20 protein-coding genes are annotated in these 21,972 nt (G+C 67.7%); 16 read left to right on the top strand and 4 right to left on the bottom strand.

Translation table 11 applies throughout. The annotated features are described in order from the left end of the window. Window positions 1-44: 44 nt before the first annotated feature. Window positions 45-1,355, bottom strand: a complete 1,311-nt coding sequence (locus tag YM304_RS20215; protein WP_015443594.1) for an oxygenase MpaB family protein — start codon at window positions 1,353-1,355, stop codon at window positions 45-47. Window positions 1,356-1,486: 131 nt separating this feature from the next. Between YM304_RS20215 and YM304_RS20210 the strand changes: the two genes are divergently transcribed. The 5 genes from YM304_RS20210 to YM304_RS20190 all read left to right on the top strand — a co-directional run bounded on the left by YM304_RS20210 (window position 1,487) and on the right by YM304_RS20190 (window position 6,706). Further along, window positions 1,487-2,584, top strand: coding sequence for a carbohydrate kinase (locus YM304_RS20210; RefSeq protein ID WP_015443593.1), 1,098 nt, complete (start codon window positions 1,487-1,489; stop codon window positions 2,582-2,584). Continuing rightward, on the top strand, window positions 2,581-3,513 hold the full coding sequence (locus tag YM304_RS20205) for a pseudouridine-5'-phosphate glycosidase (protein WP_015443592.1): 933 nt from the start codon (window positions 2,581-2,583) through the stop codon (window positions 3,511-3,513). The genes YM304_RS20210 and YM304_RS20205 overlap by 4 nt, the downstream gene beginning before the upstream one ends. Window positions 3,514-3,658: 145 nt before the next feature. Continuing rightward, window positions 3,659-5,299: a fasciclin domain-containing protein gene (locus YM304_RS20200; RefSeq protein ID WP_197536906.1), complete on the top strand. Its 1,641-nt coding sequence runs from the start codon at window positions 3,659-3,661 to the stop codon at window positions 5,297-5,299. A 128-nt stretch (window positions 5,300-5,427) separates the two neighbouring features. After that, window positions 5,428-6,060 (top strand): RNA polymerase sigma factor, encoded by a 633-nt coding sequence (locus YM304_RS20195; protein WP_197536905.1) that lies wholly within the window; start codon window positions 5,428-5,430, stop codon window positions 6,058-6,060. Further along, on the top strand, window positions 6,053-6,706 hold the full coding sequence (locus tag YM304_RS20190; RefSeq protein WP_015443589.1) for an anti-sigma factor: 654 nt from the start codon (window positions 6,053-6,055) through the stop codon (window positions 6,704-6,706). Before YM304_RS20195 ends, YM304_RS20190 begins: the two co-directional genes overlap by 8 nt. A gap of 59 nt (window positions 6,707-6,765) precedes the next feature. Here the strand turns inward: YM304_RS20190 and YM304_RS20185 are convergent, their stop codons facing one another. Together YM304_RS20185 and YM304_RS23270 are read right to left on the bottom strand one after the other, a co-directional pair. Beyond that, entirely contained in the window at window positions 6,766-7,428 is a 663-nt protein-coding gene (locus YM304_RS20185) for a transglutaminase-like domain-containing protein (RefSeq protein ID WP_015443588.1), read from the bottom strand. A 57-nt stretch (window positions 7,429-7,485) separates the two neighbouring features. After that, window positions 7,486-8,151, bottom strand: a complete 666-nt coding sequence (locus tag YM304_RS23270; protein ID WP_015443587.1) for a TetR/AcrR family transcriptional regulator — start codon at window positions 8,149-8,151, stop codon at window positions 7,486-7,488. Between the two features lie 218 nt (window positions 8,152-8,369). On the opposite strand from YM304_RS23270, the gene YM304_RS20175 reads away from it, so the two are divergent. From YM304_RS20175 to YM304_RS20135, 9 genes are all read left to right on the top strand, one after another. Next, window positions 8,370-8,933: a carboxymuconolactone decarboxylase family protein gene (locus tag YM304_RS20175; protein WP_015443586.1), complete on the top strand. Its 564-nt coding sequence runs from the start codon at window positions 8,370-8,372 to the stop codon at window positions 8,931-8,933. 156 nt (window positions 8,934-9,089) lie between these two features. Then, window positions 9,090-9,734, top strand: coding sequence for a DsbA family oxidoreductase (locus YM304_RS20170; protein WP_015443585.1), 645 nt, complete (start codon window positions 9,090-9,092; stop codon window positions 9,732-9,734). Between the two features lie 177 nt (window positions 9,735-9,911). Continuing rightward, window positions 9,912-11,435, top strand: coding sequence for a sugar ABC transporter ATP-binding protein (locus tag YM304_RS20165; RefSeq protein WP_015443584.1), 1,524 nt, complete (start codon window positions 9,912-9,914; stop codon window positions 11,433-11,435). After that, window positions 11,432-12,484: an ABC transporter permease gene (locus YM304_RS20160; RefSeq protein ID WP_015443583.1), complete on the top strand. Its 1,053-nt coding sequence runs from the start codon at window positions 11,432-11,434 to the stop codon at window positions 12,482-12,484. The genes YM304_RS20165 and YM304_RS20160 overlap by 4 nt, the downstream gene beginning before the upstream one ends. Continuing rightward, complete coding sequence (locus tag YM304_RS20155; protein ID WP_015443582.1) at window positions 12,481-13,491, top strand: ABC transporter permease; 1,011 nt, start codon at window positions 12,481-12,483, stop codon at window positions 13,489-13,491. The genes YM304_RS20160 and YM304_RS20155 overlap by 4 nt, the downstream gene beginning before the upstream one ends. A gap of 48 nt (window positions 13,492-13,539) precedes the next feature. Beyond that, window positions 13,540-14,631 carry an autoinducer 2 ABC transporter substrate-binding protein gene (locus YM304_RS20150; RefSeq protein ID WP_015443581.1) on the top strand — a complete coding sequence of 364 codons (1,092 nt, stop codon included), beginning with the start codon at window positions 13,540-13,542 and terminating at the stop codon, window positions 14,629-14,631. A 116-nt stretch (window positions 14,632-14,747) separates the two neighbouring features. Further along, window positions 14,748-16,421 (top strand): ribulokinase, encoded by a 1,674-nt coding sequence (locus YM304_RS20145; protein WP_015443580.1) that lies wholly within the window; start codon window positions 14,748-14,750, stop codon window positions 16,419-16,421. Further along, on the top strand, window positions 16,405-18,252 hold the full coding sequence (locus tag YM304_RS20140; protein WP_051071523.1) for a class II aldolase/adducin family protein: 1,848 nt from the start codon (window positions 16,405-16,407) through the stop codon (window positions 18,250-18,252). The genes YM304_RS20145 and YM304_RS20140 overlap by 17 nt, the downstream gene beginning before the upstream one ends. Further along, the gene (locus YM304_RS20135) at window positions 18,249-18,989 is read left to right on the top strand and encodes an L-ribulose-5-phosphate 4-epimerase (protein ID WP_015443578.1); all 741 of its coding nucleotides are present in this window, start codon (window positions 18,249-18,251) and stop codon (window positions 18,987-18,989) included. The genes YM304_RS20140 and YM304_RS20135 overlap by 4 nt, the downstream gene beginning before the upstream one ends. Here YM304_RS20135 and YM304_RS20130 read toward each other — a convergent pair. Next, window positions 18,980-19,891: a sugar-binding transcriptional regulator gene (locus YM304_RS20130; RefSeq protein ID WP_162142125.1), complete on the bottom strand. Its 912-nt coding sequence runs from the start codon at window positions 19,889-19,891 to the stop codon at window positions 18,980-18,982. The genes YM304_RS20135 and YM304_RS20130 overlap by 10 nt on opposite strands. A 161-nt stretch (window positions 19,892-20,052) precedes the next feature. Here YM304_RS20130 and YM304_RS23265 point away from each other — a divergent pair, with 161 nt between their 5' ends. Together YM304_RS23265 and YM304_RS20120 are read left to right on the top strand one after the other, a co-directional pair. Beyond that, window positions 20,053-21,060 carry an NAD(P)-dependent oxidoreductase gene (locus YM304_RS23265; protein ID WP_051071522.1) on the top strand — a complete coding sequence of 336 codons (1,008 nt, stop codon included), beginning with the start codon at window positions 20,053-20,055 and terminating at the stop codon, window positions 21,058-21,060. A gap of 123 nt (window positions 21,061-21,183) precedes the next feature. Next, window positions 21,184-21,963: a class I fructose-bisphosphate aldolase gene (locus YM304_RS20120; RefSeq protein ID WP_015443575.1), complete on the top strand. Its 780-nt coding sequence runs from the start codon at window positions 21,184-21,186 to the stop codon at window positions 21,961-21,963. Window positions 21,964-21,972 lie beyond the last annotated feature (9 nt).

Raw genomic sequence — 21,972 nt, 5'->3', positions numbered from 1 at the left:
TGAATCGCCCTGCGTGCGGCCCGTACCGAGCGGACCGCGCGCCGTCAGCCGAGCGCGTACTTCTCGGGGTCGGTGACGAAGTCGGCGTGGCCGTAGGTGTCGAGCAGTGCGGCGAGGCGACGGTTGAGACGAGCGTCGACGCGCTGCGACACGACCGGCAGTCGGAGCCCAAACCGGTAGAACGCCGTCTTCGCCGCGATCGTCGCCGCGGCGAGACCAGCGGCCACCTTCTCGCCGCGCCCCATCGTGATGCCGATCGAGGCAGCACGATCGGTGTCGCCGTCGAGGAAACTCTTGATCAGCACGAACTTCGAGAAGCCGTTCTCGAGCCAGGCGTGCGCTCGCCCGCGTAGCGACGACGTGTCGAAGAGTTCGGCGACCATCGTGCCGCGAACGAGCGCGCCGCACGTCTCGTCGTCGTAGCCCTCGCGCAGCGAGATGTGGCGGGCGATCAACAGGTCGACGATCTCCTGTGGCGTGTCACCGAGCAGGTTCTCGGGAAGCCCGAGCAGGAAGCACCGATACCGCGAGAGTTCGACGCTGGCCCGCTGTTCGGGCGTGAACTCGGTCTGACCCTTGCGGAGGAGTTGCGCCGACATCAAGAACACGCCGATCAACCCGGCGGGCATCTGATCGGCCTGCGGAATCGGGATGCCGTAGGTGCCGACATCCCACCTGCCCGATTCGAGGAGGTGGTAGCGCACCATCGAGTGCATCAGCCGGACCTTCGCCGCTGCTTCGAAGCCCTTGCCCGACCGGTCGAGTGCGCCCGGCAGCGTGGTGGCGGTGAAGAAGCTCGCGGTCTCGAACACGCGCTTCGCTGCGGCCTCGTCCGACAGCGTGCCGGTCATCGTCATCGGGAGCGCGGCGTACTTGTTGAGAAACGTCGCGAGGAACGCGCCGCGGATGGCCAGCGGCGTGGCGGTCGCCATGGGGATGCGCTCGGCGCGGGCGCCCTGCTCGACGAGCGACATGTCGACCCAGTCGGGCGTGTGCTCCATCGCTTCGATGAAGGCGACGAGTTCGGGCGGCGCGTCGTCGACGTGCTCGACGCCGTGCTCGCAGGCCTGTTCGAGCATCTCGACCAGGGTGCGGAACCCGCGCTCGGGGATCAGCGCGGCGTACGCGTCGGCGATCCGATCGCCGGTCATCGTCGCGTTGCGCAGTCGCTCGATCAGGTCGGGCTGCTCGAAGACGCGAGCGACGGCGTCGCGGCTCGCCGCGAACCGCTCGTCGTCGATCGAGGCCGTGGCGTCGAGGCGTTCGGGCACGACGCTGAAGTCGACGCCGCCGTAGATGCCCGGGAGGTCACTCCGTTGCCGCAGCACGTTGTCGGCGTAGGCCTGTGTCTGCATCTCGATCCCTGCTCCTTCTCGAGGTGTCGAACCGCCAGGGTACGTCGCGGTCGAATGCAGGTTCGACACGCACGGTGCGCGAACCCTCGCTTGCGTTGCTTATTGCAATAAAGCAGACTTAGAATCATAAGGTGCTCACCGAACGGGAAGAACAGATCGTCGAGCTCCTGCGACGCGACCCGTTGATCGGCACCGACGCACTCGCCGCCGCACTCGGCACCAGCCGCGCGTCGGTCAACGTGCACCTGTCGAACCTCGGCAAGAAGGGCGTCATCCTCGGGCGGGGCTACGTGCTCGCCGAACAGCCGAGCGCTGTCGTGATCGGCGGCGCCAACGTCGACTTCAAAGCGCGCAGCACCTCACCGGCCACGCCGAAGACGAGCAACCCGGGGCACGGGTCGATGACGCCGGGCGGCGTCGGCCGCAACATCGCCGAGAACATCGCACGACTCGGCGACCGAGTGCACCTGATCAGCGTCGTCGGACGTGACCCGATGGGCGAGAACCTGCTCGACCACACCGCCGCATCCGGCGTGCGCGTCGAACACGTCGTGCGCACCGACCGCTCGACCGGCACGTACACCGCCGTGCTCGACGCCGACGGCGAGCTGATCGTCGCCATCGCCGACATGGAGGCGACCACCGAGCTCGGCCCCGAACAACTCGACGACGCACGCGACGTCATCACCAACGCGGGCGTGCTGGTGGTCGACGGCAACCTCGGACTCGACACGCTCGACTATGCGCTCGACCTGTCGCACGGTGTGCGCACCGTGTTCGAGCCCGTCAGCGTGCCGAAGGCGATGGGCCTCAAGAACGCGATCGATCATCGCGTCGACGTCATCACCCCGAACCGCGACGAACTCGCGGCGCTCACCGACGCACCCACCCGCACCGACCGTCAGGTGCGCTCGGCGGCTCGCGTGTTGCACGACCGAGGCGTCGAGACCGTGTGGGTCCGGCTGGGGGAGCGGGGCTCGCTGCTCAGCACCGCCGACGACCAGGTCGAGATCGCGGCCGTGCCGACCGAGGTCGAAGACGTCACCGGTGCCGGCGATGCGATGCTCGGCGCGTTCTGTCACGTGCTGCTCGCCAGCGGCACATCCGAAGAAGCCGCACGATTCGGGCACGCAGCGGCCGCCCTCACCATTGCCAGCGCGCACACCGTGCGCCCCGATCTGACCCCCCGGCTCGTCCGAGCCGCCCTCTCCAAGGAGACGTCGACATGACCGACTCGCAGACCACCCCGCACCCCGATCTCGTACTCACCGACGAAGTCGCTCAGGCGCTGCACGACGGCACGCCGGTCGTGGCGCTCGAGAGCACCATCATCAGCCACGGGATGCCGTTCCCGCAGAACGTCGAGATGGCGACCGAGGTCGAGCGGATCGTCCGCGACGGCGGCGCCGTCCCCGCCACGATCGCCGTGCTCGACGGCCGGCCCCGGGTCGGGTTGTCGCAGGACGACCTCCACCTCCTCGCCACCAGCCCCGACGTCGCAAAGGTCAGCATCCGTGACCTGCCGTACGTGATGTCGCAACGCACCCACGGAGCGACCACCGTCGCGTCGACGATGCGGCTGGCGCAACTCGCCGGCATCTCGGTGTTCGTGACCGGCGGCCTCGGCGGCGTGCACCGCGGCGCAGAGACGACGTTCGACATCAGTGCCGACCTGACCGAACTCTCCCAGACCAACGTCGCGGTCGTGTCGGCCGGGGTGAAGTCGATCCTCGACATCGGGCTCACGCTCGAAACCCTCGAGACGCTCGGCGTGCCGGTCGTCGCCGTCGGCACCGACGACTTCCCGTCGTTCTTCTCGCGCAACAGCGGACACGCAGCCCCGGCGCGACTCGACACGCCGGCGGAGATCGCCGCGCTGATGGACGCCAAGTGGCGCCTCGGCCTCGACGGCGGTGTCGCCGTGGTCAACCCGATCCCGGTCGCCGACGAGATCCCGGCCGACGAGATCGGTGTGATCATCGAGCAGGCACTGGCCGACATGGACGCACTCGGGATCCACGGCAAGGAGGCAACGCCCTTCCTGCTCGGTCGCATCGTGGAGATCACCGACGGTGCCAGCCTCGTCGCCAACATCGCCCTCGTGAACAACAACGCCCGGCTCGGCGCCCGGATCGCGACCGAGTACGCCGCGCTGTAACCGCGTTTGCTGTAGCCGGCGCGTACCGAAGCCGCGCGCACCGCAACTCGTGTCAGACACCAGTTCCGGCGTCGGTGGTGGCGTTCGCCTCTTGTGTGTCTCCGCAATTGGTGTCGGACACGATTTGCGGCGTCGGTGTTGACGGTTGAAAAGAAATCTTTGGGATTGTGCATCCGAATGGGGTGGTCATTTCGTACTAAATGACATCACCCCTACAGAGAGACCTCGGAGGTCCCCGATGAAATCCCGCACGAAGAAGATTCTCCCGGCGCTCGTCGCCGCCAGCATGGTCGCCGCCGCGTGCGGCTCCGACTCCAACGACAGCGTCGCCACCGATGCGCCTCCCGCCACGGAAGCCGAAGAAGTCGCAGAGGGCCCGGGCACGATCGTCGACGTCGCTGTCGAGGCCGGCAGCTTCACGACCCTGGTCGCCGCGGTCGAAGCCGCCGGACTGGTCGAGACGCTCAGCGGCGAGGGTCCGTTCACCGTGTTCGCCCCCACCGACGAAGCGTTCGCCGCACTCCTCTCGGACCTCGGCATCACCGCCGAAGAGCTGCTCGCCGACACCGACCTCCTGACGTCGGTGCTCACCTACCACGTCGTCCCCGGCGCAGTGCTCGCCGAAACCGTCGTCACCCTCGACGGTGAGTCGGTCGAGACCGTCAACGGCGCATCGGTCGAGATCAGCGTCGACGGCGACATCGTCAAAGTCAACGACGCCAACGTCACCGCCACCGACATCGAGGCCAGCAACGGTGTGATCCACGTGCTCGACGCCGTGCTGCTGCCGCCCGCCGACGATGCCATGGAGGAAGACGCCATGGAAGACGATGCCATGGAGGAAGACGCCATGGAAGAGGACGCGATGGAAGAAGATGCCATGGCCGATGAGCCGGGCACGATCGTCGACGTTGCTGTCGAGGCCGGCAGCTTCACCACGCTGGTCGCTGCCGTTCAGGCCGCCGGTCTGGTCGAGACGCTGAGCAGCGAAGGCCCGTTCACGGTGTTCGCTCCGACCGACGACGCCTTTGCGGCGCTGCTGTCGGATCTTGGTCTGACCGCCCAGGAACTGCTCGCCGACACCGAGCTGCTGACGTCGGTGCTCACGTACCACGTCGTTCCCGGTGAGGTGCTCGCCGAGACCGTCGTGACCCTCGATGGTGAGTCGGTCGAGACCGTCAACGGTGCCTCGGTCGAGATCAGCGTCGACGGTGACGTCGTGATGGTCAACGACGCCACGGTCACCGCGGTCGACGTCGACGCCAGCAACGGTGTCATCCACGTCATCGACAGTGTCCTGCTCCCGCCGGCGGACGACGCCATGGAAGAGGACGCGATGGAAGAAGATGCCATGGCCGATGAGCCGGGCACGATCGTCGACGTTGCTGTCGAGGCCGGCAGCTTCACCACGCTGGTCGCTGCCGTTCAGGCCGCCGGTCTGGTCGAGACGCTGAGCAGCGAAGGCCCGTTCACGGTGTTCGCTCCGACCGACGACGCCTTTGCGGCGCTGCTGTCGGATCTTGGTCTGACCGCCGAGGAACTGCTCGCCGACACCGAGCTGCTGACGTCGGTGCTCACGTACCACGTCGTTCCGGGTGAGGTGCTCGCCGAGACCGTCGTGACCCTCGATGGTGAGTCGGTCGAGACCGTCAACGGTGCCTCGGTCGAGATCAGCGTCGACGGTGACGTCGTGATGGTCAACGACGCCACGGTCACCGCGGTCGACGTCGACGCCAGCAACGGCGTCATCCACGTCATCGACACCGTGCTCATCCCGAGCAGCTGAATCCCCCCACGCACGTGACGGGCGCCGGCTTCTCCCCTCCGGCGCCCGTCACCGGCGCGATGACCTCCAGAGTGTGAGTGCATCCGAACGCACTCGTCGCTCCGTATCCCTTGTCAACCCTCCCCTCGATGGACACCATGAACGCTGCAGCGCTGATCGACTCCCCACGTTCCGAGATTCGTCTCGACCCGTGCCGATACGATCAGCCCGTGCCCCGAGTTCGCCAACGAGCCCAGGCCGAGACACCCGCCAGCGCCTTCGCTGCCGGGGAGACCGCGCTCCGAGACGCCTACGACGCTCACGGATCGCTCGTCTACTCGATCTGTCGCCGGTCGCTCGGCGCCGAAGCCGCCAAGGAAGTCACGCAAGATGTCTTCGTGAGCGCCTGGCGGGCTCGTGACCAGTTCGACCCGACCCGCGGCTCGCTGCCGGCCTGGTTGGTCGGGATCACGAAGCGGCGGGTCATCGACCACCTGCGAGGTGAGCGCCGTCACGCCGACCGCCGAGCGGACGAACTGCCCGAGTGGTCGAGCGACGGTGCCGAACCCCCGGTCGATCGCCTCGCCGATCGCTTGCTCGTCGCCGACGCACTCGGCGCACTTCCCGAGCGAGCCCGGGAAGTCATCGAACTCGCCTACATCCACGACCTGACGCACAACGAGATCGCCGAACGCACCGGGCTCCCGCTCGGCACGATCAAGAGCGACATCCGACGGGGTCTGTCGAAGATCCGTGAACGCCTGGAGCCCAGCAATGTCTGACAACTCGATCGCCGGTGACAGCGAAGAACTTGCCGACATCGAAGCGCTGCTCCGTGAGCTCGATCCCGCCGACCTGGAACTGATGGAGCCCCCCGCCGATGTGTGGGCCTCGATCTCGACCGCCGTCGCGGCCGACACGACCGCCCCGGTCGTGTCGCTCGACGAACGACGCAACCGGCGCCGATCGATCCTCTCGGTCGCCGCGGCCGCCGTCGCCGTGGTCGGCCTCGGCGGTGTCGCGCTGGTCTCGATGCAAGACGACGGCGACGACGATGTGGTCGCCACCGCCGTCCTCGAGTTCGACCCCGTGAGCTTCGACCCGCTGGGCAACGGCACCTCGGCCCAGGTCTCGCTCGTCGACGACGACGCCGGACCCGCCATCGTCGTCGACGAGGCGAGCCTGCCCGCCGACATCGGCACCGATGCCGACCTCGAGTTCTGGCTGATCGAAGCCGACGAAACCGGCGCGGTCGTCGACCTCGTGTCGCTCGGCGAATACGAACCCGGCACCGACGCCCCCCTCGTCGTGCCGGACGGCTACGACCCGAGCGTCTACTCGGTGGTCGACATCAGCATCGAGCCTCGTGACGGCGACCCGACGCACTCCGGCCGCTCGATCCTCCGCGGCCAGCTCACCACCGCCTGACCGGACGAGCCGGTCGCCGCGTTGAGTCGGCGCGAGTCGGCGAGCGCGGCCGAACGGCGTCAGCCGAAGACGTCGTCGCCGGCGGGGCTGCCCGATCCGAAGTCGCCGTAGAGCTCGTCGAAGTCGGCGAAGATCGCGTCGAGCGGAAGATCGTCGTAGCTGCCGCGCTGCTCGACGTACTCCATGTGCCGATGGCCCGCCTCGTCGTACGGGTGCATCAGCGCGTCGTCGGTGCCGTCGAAGTCGAGCACCTTTGTGCCGACCTTGCGGCACAGTTCGATGTTGAACGCTGAGCTGACCTTGAACCACCGCTCGCCGAGCAGGAGCTCGCTGTAGCCGTGCCAGGCGAACAGGTCGGTGCCCATCGTGTCACTCAGCTTCTCGCTGGTGAGGTGGTTGCGGACGTCGGCGAATCCGAGTCGGGCCGGGATGCCGACGTGACGTGCCGCCGCCGTGAGCAGCACGGCCTTGGGCACGCACCAGTTCGGTGATCCGCCGGCGATGGCGCTCGCTCGGTAGTCGCCGGGCTCCCTCGACACGTCGTACGGGTCGTAGCGGATGCCGTCACGCACGGCGAGGAACAGGGCGACGGCCCGCTCCGTCGGGTCGTCGGCAACCGGGCCGAGGGCGGCGTCCTTGCGATTGAGGGTTCGTTCGACGAACGTCGCGACCTCGGGGCTCTCGGAGTCGATGAACCAGGTCGGAGAGGTCAACGCGTCCATCGACGCATTCTGTCGCGTGCCGTCGGTCGAGCCCGATCCGGCGTGTTCGCCGGTTGATCAGTCGGCAGGCGTGAGACGCCAGCGGGCGATCTGGGCGCGCACCGAGTCGGCCATCGCCTCGACCGTGTCGGGGCCGAGTCGACCGCGGGCCGCGGCGTTGATGCCGAGAATGGCGGTCGTGAGCAACTCGATCCGCTCGGCGACGGTGTCGGCAGGAATGAGACCCGCGTCGACCGCCCGTTCGAGCGTGTCGGTGAGCTCGCTGCGAAGTGCCGCCATGTAGGCGTCGGTGTGCGCGGTGAGCGCCGGGTCGCGCGCCGCGTTCTCGGTGAGCAGCGACACGATCAGACAGCCCGATCGATGTTCGCCGTCGATGCCGATCGACACGGCGTGGATGAGTTGATCGAGGCCGTCGAGCGGGTCGTCGGCGGTGCGCAGTGGCGTGAGAATCTCGCGATCGAGGCGCTGGAGGTACTGGGCGACCGCAGCGTCGAGCAGCTCGCCCTTCGACCCGAACGCGTTGTAGATGCTCGACGCCTTGAGGCCGAGTTCGTCTTCGAGCAGCCGGGTGGTCGTGTCGGCGTACCCGTGCTCCCAGAAGACGTCGAGCGCCTGACCGAGCACGACGTCGGGATCGAAGGTCTTCTTGCGTCCGCCTCCGGGTGCGCGCCGACGTGTCGCGCTGCGCTCGTCGGCGGTCACGGTGTCGGCGTTGTTCTGCATCTCGTGTTCCAGTTTAGGTGGCGAGGGCTGATCGGTGCGCCGAGGTGACGTGAGCGACGTCGTTCGTCGCGGGTTGGTTATTTGGAAACGCTTGTTACAGTATCACGCATTCCAAAATAGATCGAACGACGTCGACAAGGCCGACGTCATCGACAACGACCACGTCACCGTCGTTCGACTCGACCACGACTCACCCGGAAGCAGAAGGACACCCCCCCATGACCGAGTTCACGCACCACACGATCGACACCGCCCCCGAAGGCTCCAAGGAGCTCCTCGAAACGTCGCTCAAGAACAACGGCCGCATCCCCGGACTGCACGCCGTGATGGCCGACGCCCCCGGCTTGCTCGCCACGTACAACTTCGCCCACCAGCAGTTCATGGCGACCACGCTCACCGACGAGGAGAAGACCGTCGTGTGGCAGACCGCCAACGTCGAGCAGAACTGCCACTACTGCGTCCCGGCGCACACCGCCATCGCCAAGATGATGAAGGTCGACGACGCGATCACCGACGCACTTCGCAACGAGACGCCCCTCCCGACCGCCAAGCTCGAAGCGCTCCGCACCTTCACCCTGAACGTCATCCGTCACCGTGGATTCGTCAGCGATGCGGATACACAGGCCTTCCTGGACGCCGGCTTCACGCAGACCAACATCTTGGAAGTGATCCTCGGCACCGCACAGAAGCTGATGTCGAACTACACCAACCACTTCGCGAAGACCCCGATCGACCCGGCGTTCCAGAAGTTCGCCTGGGAGCGAGCCGCCGTCGACGCGTGACCGCTCGCGGCTCGGGGCCACCGCCCCCCCCGGGCTCCGAGCCGCGACCGCGTCACCATGCATCAACACCGCACGACCATTCATCAACACCGCACCGCCGCCACCACCACCACCATCGCCGCCTCGCCAGTCGTTGCCGACCACGAAGGAACTCACATGACCACGCCACTGCGAATCGACATCGTCTCCGACGTGATGTGCCCCTGGTGCATCATCGGCTACCGCCAACTCCAGCAGGCCCTCGACGACACCGGCACCGACCACGTCATCCACTGGCATCCCTTCGAACTCAATCCCGAGATGCCGGCCGAAGGCCAGGACATGACCGAGCACATCGCCGAGAAGTACGGCTCGACACCAGAGCAGTCGGCGCAGAGTCGCCGGCAGATGACCGACCTCGGTGCCGACCTCGGCTTCGAGTTCCGCTTCACCGACCACACGCGCATGCACAACACGTTCAACACGCACCAGTTGCTGCACTGGGCCGACGAACAGGGCCGCAAGCACGACCTGAAGATGGCGCTGTTCACCGCCCACTTCACCGACGGGCGTGACCTGTCGGACGTCGCCGTGCTCGCCGACATCGCCGGGGAAGTCGGCCTCGATGCGTCGGAAGCGCGAGCCGTGCTCACCGACCAGCGTTTCGCCGCCGACGTCCGCGCGCAGCAGAACTTCTGGATCGAGCAAGGCATCCGTGGCGTGCCGTCGATGGTCTTCGACCGCCGGCATCTCGTCACCGGAGCGCAGGGCGTCGAGAACTACACGGCGATACTGCGCGAACTCGCTGCTCAGCCAGCCTGAGCCGGCTCCAGCCGACACCACGTCGCTCGCCGTTCGAGCGACCGGTCTCCGTTCGAGCCGGTGAGCATATGCTCAACCTGTGAGCATTGGCTTGCCCTGACGAAGGTCGTTTCCGTATGTTCGTCCCCGCAACGGCGAGCCATCGGGGCGCGCCGGCCAGCGGTCGAGGGGAGACCCATGGAACGAACGGAGCAGGACGCCGCCCCGCGGCTCCGCGTCGACGGCGTCTCCAAGTCGTTCGGAGCGGTGCACGCGCTGCGCGGCGTGTCGTTCGACGTCCAGGCCGGCGAGATCCACGCCCTCGTCGGAGAGAACGGCGCCGGCAAGTCGACGCTCGTCGGGATCATCACCGGCATCCGACCCGGCGACGCCGGTGTCGTCTCGGTCGACGGTGTCGCCACCAAGTTCAAGACGCCGCTCGACGCCCGCGCCGCCGGCATCGCGGCGATGTACCAAGACCCCAACCTGTTCCCGCACCTGTCGGTGGCCGAGAACATCATGACGGGGCAGTTTCCTCGCCGCGGCCCCTTCATCGACCACGCCGCCATGAAGACGCGGGCTCGCGAACTGCTCGCCGACGTCGGCTTCGAGATCGACGTCGACCAGATGGTGGCCGGGCTCACCGTCGCCGAAGCGCAGTTCGTCGAGATCGCCCGCGCCCTCTCCTCCGATCTCCGCGTGCTGATCCTCGACGAGCCCACCAGCGCACTCACGCCGAGCGAAGCCGAAAAGCTCTACGAAGTCGTCCGGCGCCTGCGCGACACCGGCACCGCCATCATCTGGATCTCGCACCGGATGGAAGAGATCCGGGCGCTCGCCGACACGATCACGGTGCTGCGCGACGGCCAGCACGTCATCACCTCGCCGTCGGCCGACCTGTCGGACGACGAGATGATCCGCCAGATGGTCGGACGCTCGGTGGTGCTCGAGAACGTCGCACGCACCGAACCGCTCGGCGACGTCTGCCTGAAGGTGAGCGGTCTCTCCCTCCCCGGCGTGTTCGACGAGATCGACTTCGAGATCCGCGAAGGCGAGATCGTCGCGATGGCCGGACTCGTCGGCGCCGGCCGATCCGAGATCGCCCAGGCGCTGTTCGGCTTGAGCAAGGGCGTCGAGGGCGAGGTCGAGATCCACGGTGAGACCGTCGCACCCCGATCGCCTCGCCAGATGGCCGACCTCGGGCTCGTGTACCTCCCCGAGAACCGCGACGCCGAGGGAATCATCTCGACGATGCCGATCGTCGACAACATCGCGCTGCCGAGCCTCAAGTCGCTCGGCCGAGGCGGCATCGTCGACAGCGCCGGCGAACGGCGCCTCGCCGAAGACCAGCGCAGCGCACTGAGCATCAAAGGCGAGATCGGTGACCTCGTCAGTTCGCTGTCGGGCGGCAACCGCCAGAAGGTCGCCATCGCCCGGTGGCTCGCGAAACAACCGACGGTGCTCCTGCTCGACGAACCGACACACGGCATCGACGTCGGCACCAAAGCGCAGGTGCACGACATCATGCGCGAGCTCGCCCGCAAGCAGCGCATGGGCATCCTCATGATCTCGTCCGACATGCTCGAGGTGCTCGCGGTGAGCGACCGCGTGCTCGTGCTGTCGCGTGGCCGCATCGTCGTCGATCTCGAGACGGCGACGGCGACCCAGGAGTCGATCCTGGCGGCGGCCACACAACGGGCAACGAAAGCGACCGTGGCATGACCACCACCGATCTCTCGACCGCACCCCCGACCGGTTCGTTCCTCGACCGGTTCGGCACTACGAGTGGCGCCCTCGCCCTCAAGGTCCGATTCCTCGGCGTGCTCGTCTTCCTCCTGCTGCTCGTCGTGACCTTCACGATCACGGCACCGCGGTTCCTCACGCTCGACAACGGGCGCAGCATCCTGTTCAGTTCGGCCATCCTGATGATCGCCGCTGCCGGGCAGACGCTCGTCGTGCTCACCGGCAACCTCGATCTCTCGGTCGGATCGATCATGGGGCTCACCGCCTACGTCGTGTTCGACCTGAGCGGCGAGACCACCGCACTCCAACCCTTCGTGATCCTGATCGCGGTGCTCATCGGCGCGGTGCTCGGCTTCATCAACGGGGTGCTCGTGTCGTTCCTCGAGATTCCGTCGATCGTCGCCACCCTCGGCACGCTGTCGATCTACCGCGGCTCGGTCTCGTTCTACGCCGACGCCAAGGAGGTCACGAGCGGTCAACTCCCGCAGTACATGCGCGACCTGGCGATGGCGAACTGGTTCGGGCTGTCGGCCTACGTCTGGCTGGCGGCCGGCGTGGTCGCGCTGGTCGGCCTCGTCCTGCGCAAGACGCCGGGCGGCCGGTCGCTGTACGCCCTCGGCTCGAACCCGAAGGCGGCCGAGTACTTCGGCCTCAGCAGCAACCGGATCATCCTCGGCGCGTACACCGGCGCCGGTGTGGTCGCCGCCATCGCCGGTCTGCTGCTCGGCGCTCGCGTCGGCAACATCAACTCGCTGCTCGGTTCGGGCATCGAACTGCAGGTGCTCGCCGCCGTCGTCATCGGCGGCGTCAGCATCTGGGGCGGCAGCGGCAGCGTCTTCGGTGCCGCCGTCGGAGCGATCGTGCTCGCCACGATCAACAACGGACTCGTGCTGCTCCAAGTACAGGAGTACTACCGACTGCTCATCCAGGGTGCGGCCATCGTCGCCGCCGTCGGGGTCGACGCCATCGTGCGCAAGAAGGTGCTGAGCGCCACGACGCGCCGCCGGATCATGGAGGTCGACGCGTGAGGCTCGCTCGCCGCTACTCGTGGGAACTGCTGCTCGTCGTCCTGATCGGACTCGCCTTCGTCTGGTCGAGCCGTCTCTCGCCCTACTTCCTCAACCGAGACAACCTCGTCTCGTCGGCGGAGTTCTACGTGATCTTCGGGCTGATGGCGTTCGGTCTCCTGCCCGTGATCCTGCACGGCGAGATCGACATCTCGCTGGCATCGACCCTCGCGGTGGGCAGCGTGCTCTACGCCAAGCTCGCCGACGACGGCGTCCCCGTGATCGTGGCGATGCTCGCCGTGCTCGCCGTCGGCGCGCTGCTCGGTCTCGTCAACGGTGCGCTCGTCGCCGTCGCCGGCCTGCCATCGCTCGCCGTCACGCTCGGCACCCTCGGAGCATTCCGCGGCATCGCGTTCCTCATCGCCGGCGACCAGGGCAGCGTCATCAGCGAGGACCGCTACCTCGTTCTCGGCGACGGCGAGATCGGGCCCGTTCCGGTCTCGATCATCGTCCTGCTCGTGGTCGGCGCAGGAGCCGCAGCGCTGCTGGCCTACACCTCGTTCGGCCGTTACAGCTACGCCGTCGGCAGCAACCCCGAGGCCTCGCGCATGGCGGGCATCTCGGTCATCGGCACGAAGGTCATCGGCTACGTCCTCGCCGGCGTGCTGTCGGGCCTCGCCGGCATCATCTGGGTCGGCCAGTACCAGAGCGCTCGCGGCGACAACGCCGACGGGAGCATCCTCTTCGTCATCACCGCCGTCGTGCTCGGCGGCGTCTCGATCAAGGGCGGGAGCGGACGTGCGGTCGGCGTGCTGCTCGCACTGATCCTGCTCGGCACCATCCAGACGGGCATGAAGCTCGCCAACGTGCCCGGGACGAGCCAGACGCTCGTGGTCGGTCTGTTGCTCATCGCCAGCATCGGCGTCCCGAAGCTCGTACAGATCGTGCGCGGCCTCCAACGGACTCCGGTCATCACACAGTCGGGACGTTCCGACGCTGCTGAACCTGCAGCGTCAAACGCTTCGTAAGGAAACAACCGGCTGCAACCGCAGCCACGACATATCAAGGGGAAGAAAATGTTGCAACAGCGAACGTTCAGGAAACTGATCGCTCCGGTCCTGGTGGGTGCCATGGCACTCGCCGCGTGTGGATCGGACGACGACGCAGAGGAAGCATCCGACGACTCCGTCGCCGAGGCGGAAGCACCCGCTTCGAGCGACGCTCCGGAAGAAGCCGGTTCGTCGGAAGGCGCCAAGATCTTCATGGCACCGAAGTTCACCGGCCTCGCCTACTTCGAAGTGGCCCGCGAGGGCGGCGAGCAGGCAGGCGAAGATCTCGGTCTCGACTTCCAGTACATCGGTTCCGACAAGCCCGAAGCGACCGAGCAGATCGCCACGCTGACCAACGCCATCCCGCAGAGCCCCGACGCACTCGTCGTGAGCGCCATCGACGGCGACGCCATCGCTCCGGCGTTGAACGACGCTCGCGATGCCGGCATCAAGGTCGTCACGTACGACGCCGACGCCAACGTCGACGCCCGTGACCTCTTCATCAACCAGCTCAGCTACGAGCTGGCGGCACGCACGATGCTCGATGCAGCGCTGCTCAACTCGCCCGACGGCGGCCTGGTGGCATTCATCTCGGCTTCGCCGACGGCACCGAACCACACGGCACACGTGAACTTCATGAAGGAGTTCATCGACGGTGACCCGGCGTACTCGTCGCTGTCGTACGTCGACGAAGTGCAGTTCGCCGGTGACGATGCGGCCAAGAGCCAGGAGATCGCGCTCAACCTCATCCAGGCGAACCCCGACCTCAAGGTCATCATCTCGTCGTCGGCCGTCTCGGCTCCCGCAGCGCAGCAGGCGATCGTCAACGCCGGCATGTCGGGCGAGGTCTGGGCAACCGGCTTCGCACTGCCGAGCTCGGTTCGCGACTTCATCAACGACGGCTCGAGCGCAGCGTTCGCCCTGTGGGACCCGGCCGAGCTCGGCTACGTCGCCACGGTGGCAGCAGCGCAGCTCGTGAGCGGTGAGATCACGGCCGAAGAGGGCCAGGTCATCGACGCCGGTGAGGCCGGCACCTACACCGTCGGCGCCGACGGCGAAGTGCTGTACGACAAGCCGCTCATGTTCACCGCCGACAACATCGCGGACTTCGACTTCTGATCTCAGAGCTCGATGTCTGAATGGAAGTGAGGGGGCGCGCCGGGCCTCCCCCACGTGCGCTCCCTCGCTTCCCGAGTACCCCCCACCGACCGCCTCCGCCACCTCAGGGATCTTTCATGTCTCACTTCTCCATCGGTCTCGACTACGGAACGAGCTCATGTCGCGCCGTGATCGTCGACCTCTCGGATGGTTCCGAGGTGGCGGAGGCTGTCGCTCCATATCCGAGCGGCGTCGACGGCGTCGTCATCTCGACCGAACTGCCCGACCTCGCACGCCAAGAACCGGCCGACTACCGATCGGGCATGGAGCACACCCTCCGCGAGAGCCTGGCTCGAGCGAAGGAGACACGCGCGGACTTCGACCCCGGCGACGTGGTCGGCGTCGCGTTCGCCACCACCGGATCGACGCCGATTCCCGTCGACATCGCCGGCGTCGCGCTCGCCGACCATCCACGATTCGCCGACCGCCCGGCCGCGAAGGCGTGGCTGTGGAAAGACCACACGGCGCACGAGGAAGCGGCGCGCATCACCGAGCTCGCCTGGGAACACCGGCCCGAGCTCATCCGGGCCTGTGGCGGCACCTACTCGGCCGAGTGGTTCTGGGCGAAGATCCTGCACTGCCGCGAGGAAGACCCGGAGGTCTTCGAAGCGGCCTACTCGTGGGTCGAGCTGTGCGACTACATCGTCGGCGTGCTCACCGGCACGTCGGCACCGAGCGAACTGCGCCGCACCGTCACAGCTGCTGGGCACAAGGCGATGTACGCCGACAGTTGGGGCGGTCTGCCCGACGTCGAGTTCCTCGCCATGCTCGACCCGGCGCTCGCCGACCTGCGCGAGCGGCTCTACGACACGGCCTGGCCCGCCGCCCGAGTCGCCGGACACGTCACCGCTGAATGGGCCGAGCGCACCGGACTCGTCGCCGGCACGCCGGTCGCCGTCGGGCACTTCGACGCCCACGCCGCCGGCATCGCCGCCGGCGCGAAGGTCGGCACCTTCGTGAAGGTCATGGGCACCTCCACCTGCGACGTCACGGTCATCGAAGAACCGGCACCGGGCGAACTGCCAGACATCCCCGGCATGTGCGGCGTCGTCCGCGACAGCGTCGTCCCCGGATTCATCGGCGTGGAGGCCGGACAGTCCGCGGTCGGCGACATCTTCAACTGGTTCGCGCAGACCGTTCTCGGCGCCGACGAACCGGCTCGCGCTCTCACCGAACTCGGCGAGCGGGCGGCGTCGATGCGCGCCGGCGAGCACGGCCTGCTCGCCCTCGACTGGTTCAACGGCAACCGCTCGGTCCTCGTCGATCAACGCCTCAGCGGACTCATCGTCGGCCTCACGCTGCGATCGGAACCGCACCACATCCTGCGGGCGCTCGTCGAAGCGACAGCGTTCGGTGCGCGCCGAATCCTCGAGACCGTCGAAGCCAACGGCACGCCGATCGACACCGTCGTCGCGGCCGGTGGCCTCCCGACGAACGCGCAGTGGATGATGCAGGTGTACGCCGACGTGTTCGGCCGTGACATCACGATCGCCAGCACCAGCCAGGGCAGCGCACACGGCGCGGCGATCGTCGCCGCGGTCGCGGGCGGACACTTCGAGTCGATCGAAGCGGCGCAGGGCGCGCTCGCCCCGGCCGGCACCGACGTCGTGCGTCCCGACACGGCGAGCGCTGCCGTCTACGACGAGCTGTACGCCGACTTCACCACGCTGCACGACACGTTCGCAGCGAGTGGCGCGCTCGGCCCGATCATGAAGCGGTTGCTCGACATCCGCGATGGCGCCAGTCGATGACCCGGTCATCGCTGCGACGATCGGTGAGGCCGTGAACGCGACCGAAGAACGCCAGGCCACACCCGGCCCACTCAGCGCGCTGATCGAGCGGAGCAATCGGCTGGGCGCCGACACGCGCAACACCAACGAAGGCGGCGGCAACACGTCGGCGAAGGGCGTCGCCGTCGACCCGGTCAGCGGCGACGACGTCGAACTCCTCTGGGTGAAGGGGTCGGGAAGCGACCTGGCCACGCTCACCGCCGGGGACATTGCCGTGCTCGAACGCCAACGCATCGTCGCCATGCAGCGCGTCTACCGAGGACCCGACCACGAAGACGAGATGGTGCCGCTGTTCACCCGATGCTGCTTCGGCGAACCGGGCCCGGCGCCGTCGATCGACACCGCCATGCACGCGCTCGTCGACGCGCCGCACGTCGACCACCTCCATCCCGACGGTGTGATCGCGATCGCAGCGAGCGTCGACGGCCCCGAACTCACCGAGCGCATCTACGGCGGTCGAGTGCTGTGGGTCGACTGGCGGCGGCCCGGGTTCGAACTCGGCCTCCAGATCGCGCGTCTCCACCGCGAGCACCCCGAGGCGGTGGGCGTGGTGCTCGGCGGCCACGGCACCACCGCGTGGGGTGCCACCAGCGCCGAGTGCGAAGCCAACTCGCTCTGGATGATCCGCACCGCCGAGGAGTTCCTCGAACGCGAGGGCTGCGCTGACCCGTTGGGCGCCGTCGTCGACTCGCGCCGCCCACTCGACCCCGACCGGCGGGCGGCCGTCGCCCGTGTGATCCACCCGATGATCCGCGCGTGCGCATCGCACGACGAACCGATGGTGGGGCACTGGGACGACAGCGACGTCGTGCTCGACTTCGTGTCACGCGAGCGGGCCGAGGAACTCGCCGCGCTCGGCACGAGTTGCCCCGACCACTACCTCCGCCTCAAGGTCGCGCCGATGTTCCTCGACGTCGATCTGGACGTCGATCCGGCCGTCGATCCGACTGTCGATCGGTCGGCGATCGCGGCGACGCTCGACGAAGCCCATCGCCGCTACCGCGACGAGTACGCGGCGTACTACCGGCGGCACGCGACCGACGACTCGCCGCCCATGCGCGGCGCCGATCCTCGGATCGTGCTCGTCCCCGGAGTCGGGATGTTCAGCTTCGCCGCCGACGCCCGGACCGCACGCGTGTGCGGTGCCTACTACGTCAACGCGATCAACTCGATGCGCGGCGCCGAGTCGGTGTCGACGTACCGGCCGATTCCCGATTCCGAGAAGTTCCGCATCGAGTACTGGAGTCTCGAAGAAGCGAAGCTGCGCCGCAAGACGGTGCCGATGCTCAGCGGGCGCGTCGTCGTGGTCGCCGCCACCGAGCCCGCGTTCGCCGACGGACTCGTCGCTCGACTCGCCGCCGCCGGTGCTCACGTCGAGACCGCGGAGCACGACATCGTGGCGACCATCGAGCGCTGTGCCGAACGCTTCGGTGGCGTCGACACGGTCGTGGCGACGAGCGCGGCCGTCGCCGAAGCAGCACCGTTCGCCGCCGCATTGGCCGACGTCGCGCTGACCGACGCAGGTGGTCGCATCGTGGTGATCGACGACGAGCAACAGGGCGATGCCACGGGCTCGCCCTCCGCACCGTTCGCCGGGCACGCCGTGGCGTCGGTCGAACTCGTCGAAGTCGGCGTCAGCGACGCCATCCGACATCTCGACGTCGTCTCGAGGACGGTGGCATCGATCGCCGCCGGTGCACTCGACCCGGCGTCGGACCTGAACATCCGTCGCATCGACCGGGCGGTTCCCGGAACGGTGCCGACACCCAGCACGCACAGAGGAGAGCAATGACCCCCAGCGAGGAAGTCGAACTGTACGGCCCGGAGCTCGGTGAGCTGCGCGACGAAGTCGCCGCGCTCCACCTCGAGCTCCTGCGGAACGGACTCGTTGCCTGGACCGCGGGCAACATCTCGGCGCGCGTCCCCGGACACGACCTGTTCATCATCAAGCCGAGTGGCCTCGACTACGACGACCTGAGCGGTGACGACATGGTGCTCTGCACCCTCGACGGGGTGCCCGTCGAGGGGAGCCTCGGCAGCCACCGCAAACCGTCGAGCGACACCGGCACGCACGCGTACGTGTATCGCGAGATGCCGCACGTCGGGGGAGTGGTGCACACCCACTCGACGTACGCCACGGCGTGGGCCGCACGCGGCGAAGAGATCCCGTGTGTGCTCACGGCGATGGCCGACGAGTTCGGCGGCCCGGTTCCGGTCGCTCCGTTCCACGTCATCGGCGACGCTTCGATCGGTCAGGGCATCGTCGAGACCCTCACCGGACACCGCTCGCGAGCGGTGCTCATGCAGAACCACGGACCCTTCACCATCGGCAAGAACGCACGCGATGCGGTCAAGGCGGCCGTCATGGTCGAAGACGTCGCGCGCACCGTGCATCTCGCCCGCGAGCAGGGCGACCCGTTGTCGATTCCGAACGAGGCGATCGACTCGCTCTTCGACCGTTATCAGAACGTGTACGGCCAGTCGCCGCAATCGATGGGTGAGACCGTCGACGACCGCACTCAGCCGTGACGGGCAGGCAGCAGCAACCCGCGGGCCACGTCTTCCGACGTGATCAGCGCGTTGACGCAGCCACCGTTGAGCGCAGCGCGGATCGCTTCGAGCTTGTCCATGCCACCGGCGACCGCGATGACGTTGCTCATCGACTGCAGATCGCTCACCGCCACACCGATGCGGAGCTGTTGGAACTCGCCGTCGATGACCCGACCCGCGGGGTCGTACCACTCGCCCAAGATGTCGCCGACGGCGCCGTGATCGCGCAGCGTGGTCAACTGCTCGTCGGAGACGATGCCGTTCTGCAGGATGGTGGCGTTGCGGTCGACCGCGCCGATGCCGATCAGCGACGCGTCGGCCGTCTTGGCCAACTCGATCACGTCGGTCACGGCGCGTTCGCGACGCAACATGCTCGCCGCCTCGGGGCTCGACGCGAGGAACGGCGACGGGATGAAGCGGATGAAGTCGGAGAGCGCCGCATTGCCGATGCCGGTGACCTTCGGCGTGTACGCATCGATGCCGCCGGTGAGCGTGACGAGCGATGCGTCGCGGAACGCTTCCCGCTTGAGCACCTGCATCGCGCGCATCACCGTGTCGCCCCAGCCGACGCCGATGGTGGCGCCCGGCTTGAGGTAACGCGACAGGTAGTGCGCTGCTTCGAGCGCGAGCCGCGAGTTGGTGGCCTGTCCCGACATCGACGGCTCGTCCTGCGGAATGATCACGACGTCGTCGAGTCCGTAGCGAGCGCAGATGCTCTCCGCGAGTTCGAGGCCGCCGACACCCGACGTGTCGATCTCGATGGTCACCACGCCCGTCTGGCGGGCTCGATCGAGCAGGCGCCCGGCGGTGGCTCTCGACACGTGGAGTCGCTTGGCGATCTGCGCCTGGGTGAGGTTGTCTCGGTAGTAGTACCAAGCCACTCGAACGAGTGTCTCGCGGTCTCCGGGCTGGGTGTTGGTGCTGTTCACGGTCGAGATTCAGATCCTCGGAACAGGCGTCGTCACGGGTTCGATGTTACTGCAGGCGTGTTGCGTCGAGGTGAACTCCCGGGCCTCGTGCGCCACGAACGAGGAGGTCAGACATGACGCGACGCACCATGCTCGCCATCGGCGACAGCTATCTGCCGGTCGCGCAGATGGCCGAACACCTCGACGGGTGGGACGGCGACGTCGAGTACCGGTCGGTCACCGTGGTCGACGGCCCACCGATCGAGCGGATCAGAGAACACCAGGGTGATCCGGCACAGATCTCGGACTGGCTCGGCGCAACCCCGATCCTGCTCGTACACGCGGCTGCGGTGCCGGCGATGATCTTCGAACAGCACCCGACGCTCGAGGTCGTCGCATGCGCTCGGGGCAACCCGGTCAACGTCGACCTCGCCGCCGCACACGAGCACGGTGTGACGGTCTTGCACACCCCGGCCAAGAACGCCGTGGCGGTGGCCGACCTCACGATGGCGTCGACCCTGCTGCTGCTCCGTCGAGCCGTGCCCGCCGCTCGCTGGTTGACCGACCGAGCCGCCAGCGGCGAGCGGCACCTCGACTCGACGTTCGCCGGAGGCGCCTGGATGGCGACCGAACCGCGAGGGCTCACGATCGGGATCATCGGATTCGGTGCGGTCGGACGAGCCGTCGCCGAGCAAGCCGAGCGGTACGGCATGCGCGTCCTCGCCTTCGATCCGTTCCAGTCGGGCGACGATCGCCTCGTCGAACTCGACGAACTCGTGGCGACGAGCGATGTCGTCTCGATCCATGCGCCGGCCGTCGACGAGACCCGCCACCTCGTGAACCGCGACCTGCTGGCCGCCATGCGTCGCGGCGCCCACCTCATCAACACGGCGCGCGAATCGCTGCTCGACGAAGCGGCCGTGCTCGACGCGTTGAACGACGGACACCTCGCAGGCGCGGCCCTCGACGTGTGTGAGCCGACCGGGCGCTGGCCGGAACTGGCGGCGCATCCGAACGTGCTCGTCACTCCGCACATCGGTGGCGCAACACGTCAGACCCAGGACCGGGCGATGTCGATGCTGCTCGACGACCTGGCACGGATCGAACTCGGCGAACCACCCCTCCGAGTCAAACGCCCCTGACCCAGCTCGCTCACCAACCCCATCCAGCAACGCGACTCTCCAACCCCGGCCTCCGACGCCACGCTCCTCGAACACCTCACCGCAACTTCTCCACCACACCCCCGACACAGCAAGGAAGCACTCATGACCACCTACACACCCGACGCTCCACAACTCGTCCTCGCCATGGACCACGCTCGCCTGATGGGCGTCGTGCCCGGTCTGGAAGATCCGGGCGAGACCATCGAGATGGCGATCGAAGCCGGTGTCGACGCGATCATGACGAGCTACGGCGTGATCAAGCGCTACCGCGACCAACTGATCGGCCGAGTGCCGACGCTGCTCCGCGTCGACGGTGGCCCCAGCGTCTACCGCGAGGACTGGCTCGCCAACACCCAGTGGCGGCTGCTGCACACCATCGACGACGCGCAGGCACTCGGCGTCGACGGGTTGTGCTCGATGGTCTTCCTCGGTTCGGAGGTCGAGATGGACACGCTCGCCATCACCGCCGAGATCGCCCGCCACGCACTCGACGCATCGCTGCCGCTGATGGTCGAAGCGCTGCCGTGCCCCGGCGCACGCATCCCCGACCCGAACGACGCCCAGGCGATGGCCGACGCCTGCCGACTCGCCTTCGAACACGGTGCCGACGTCGTCAAGACCTACGCGACGGGCGACGCCGAGAGCTTCGCTCGCGTCACCGGCGGCTGCCCGGTGCCGGTCGTCGTGGCCGGAGGCCCGAAGATGGACACCGAGACCGCGATGCTGCAGGTGGTGAAAGAGACGCTCGACGCCGGTGGTCGAGGCGTGGTGTTCGGCCGCAACGTCTGGCAGGCACCGAACCCGGCGGCCGTGATCGGCGCGCTGCGCAACCTCATCCACGACGGCGGCACCGTCGAGTCGGCATCAGCGTTGCTCGCCTGAGGCACGCTG

Origin of the sequence: Ilumatobacter coccineus YM16-304 (genome assembly GCF_000348785.1) — a bacterium.
GTDB lineage: Bacteria > Actinomycetota > Acidimicrobiia > Acidimicrobiales > Ilumatobacteraceae > Ilumatobacter_A > Ilumatobacter_A coccineus.
This window is presented reverse-complemented; position numbering and strand designations above follow the sequence as displayed.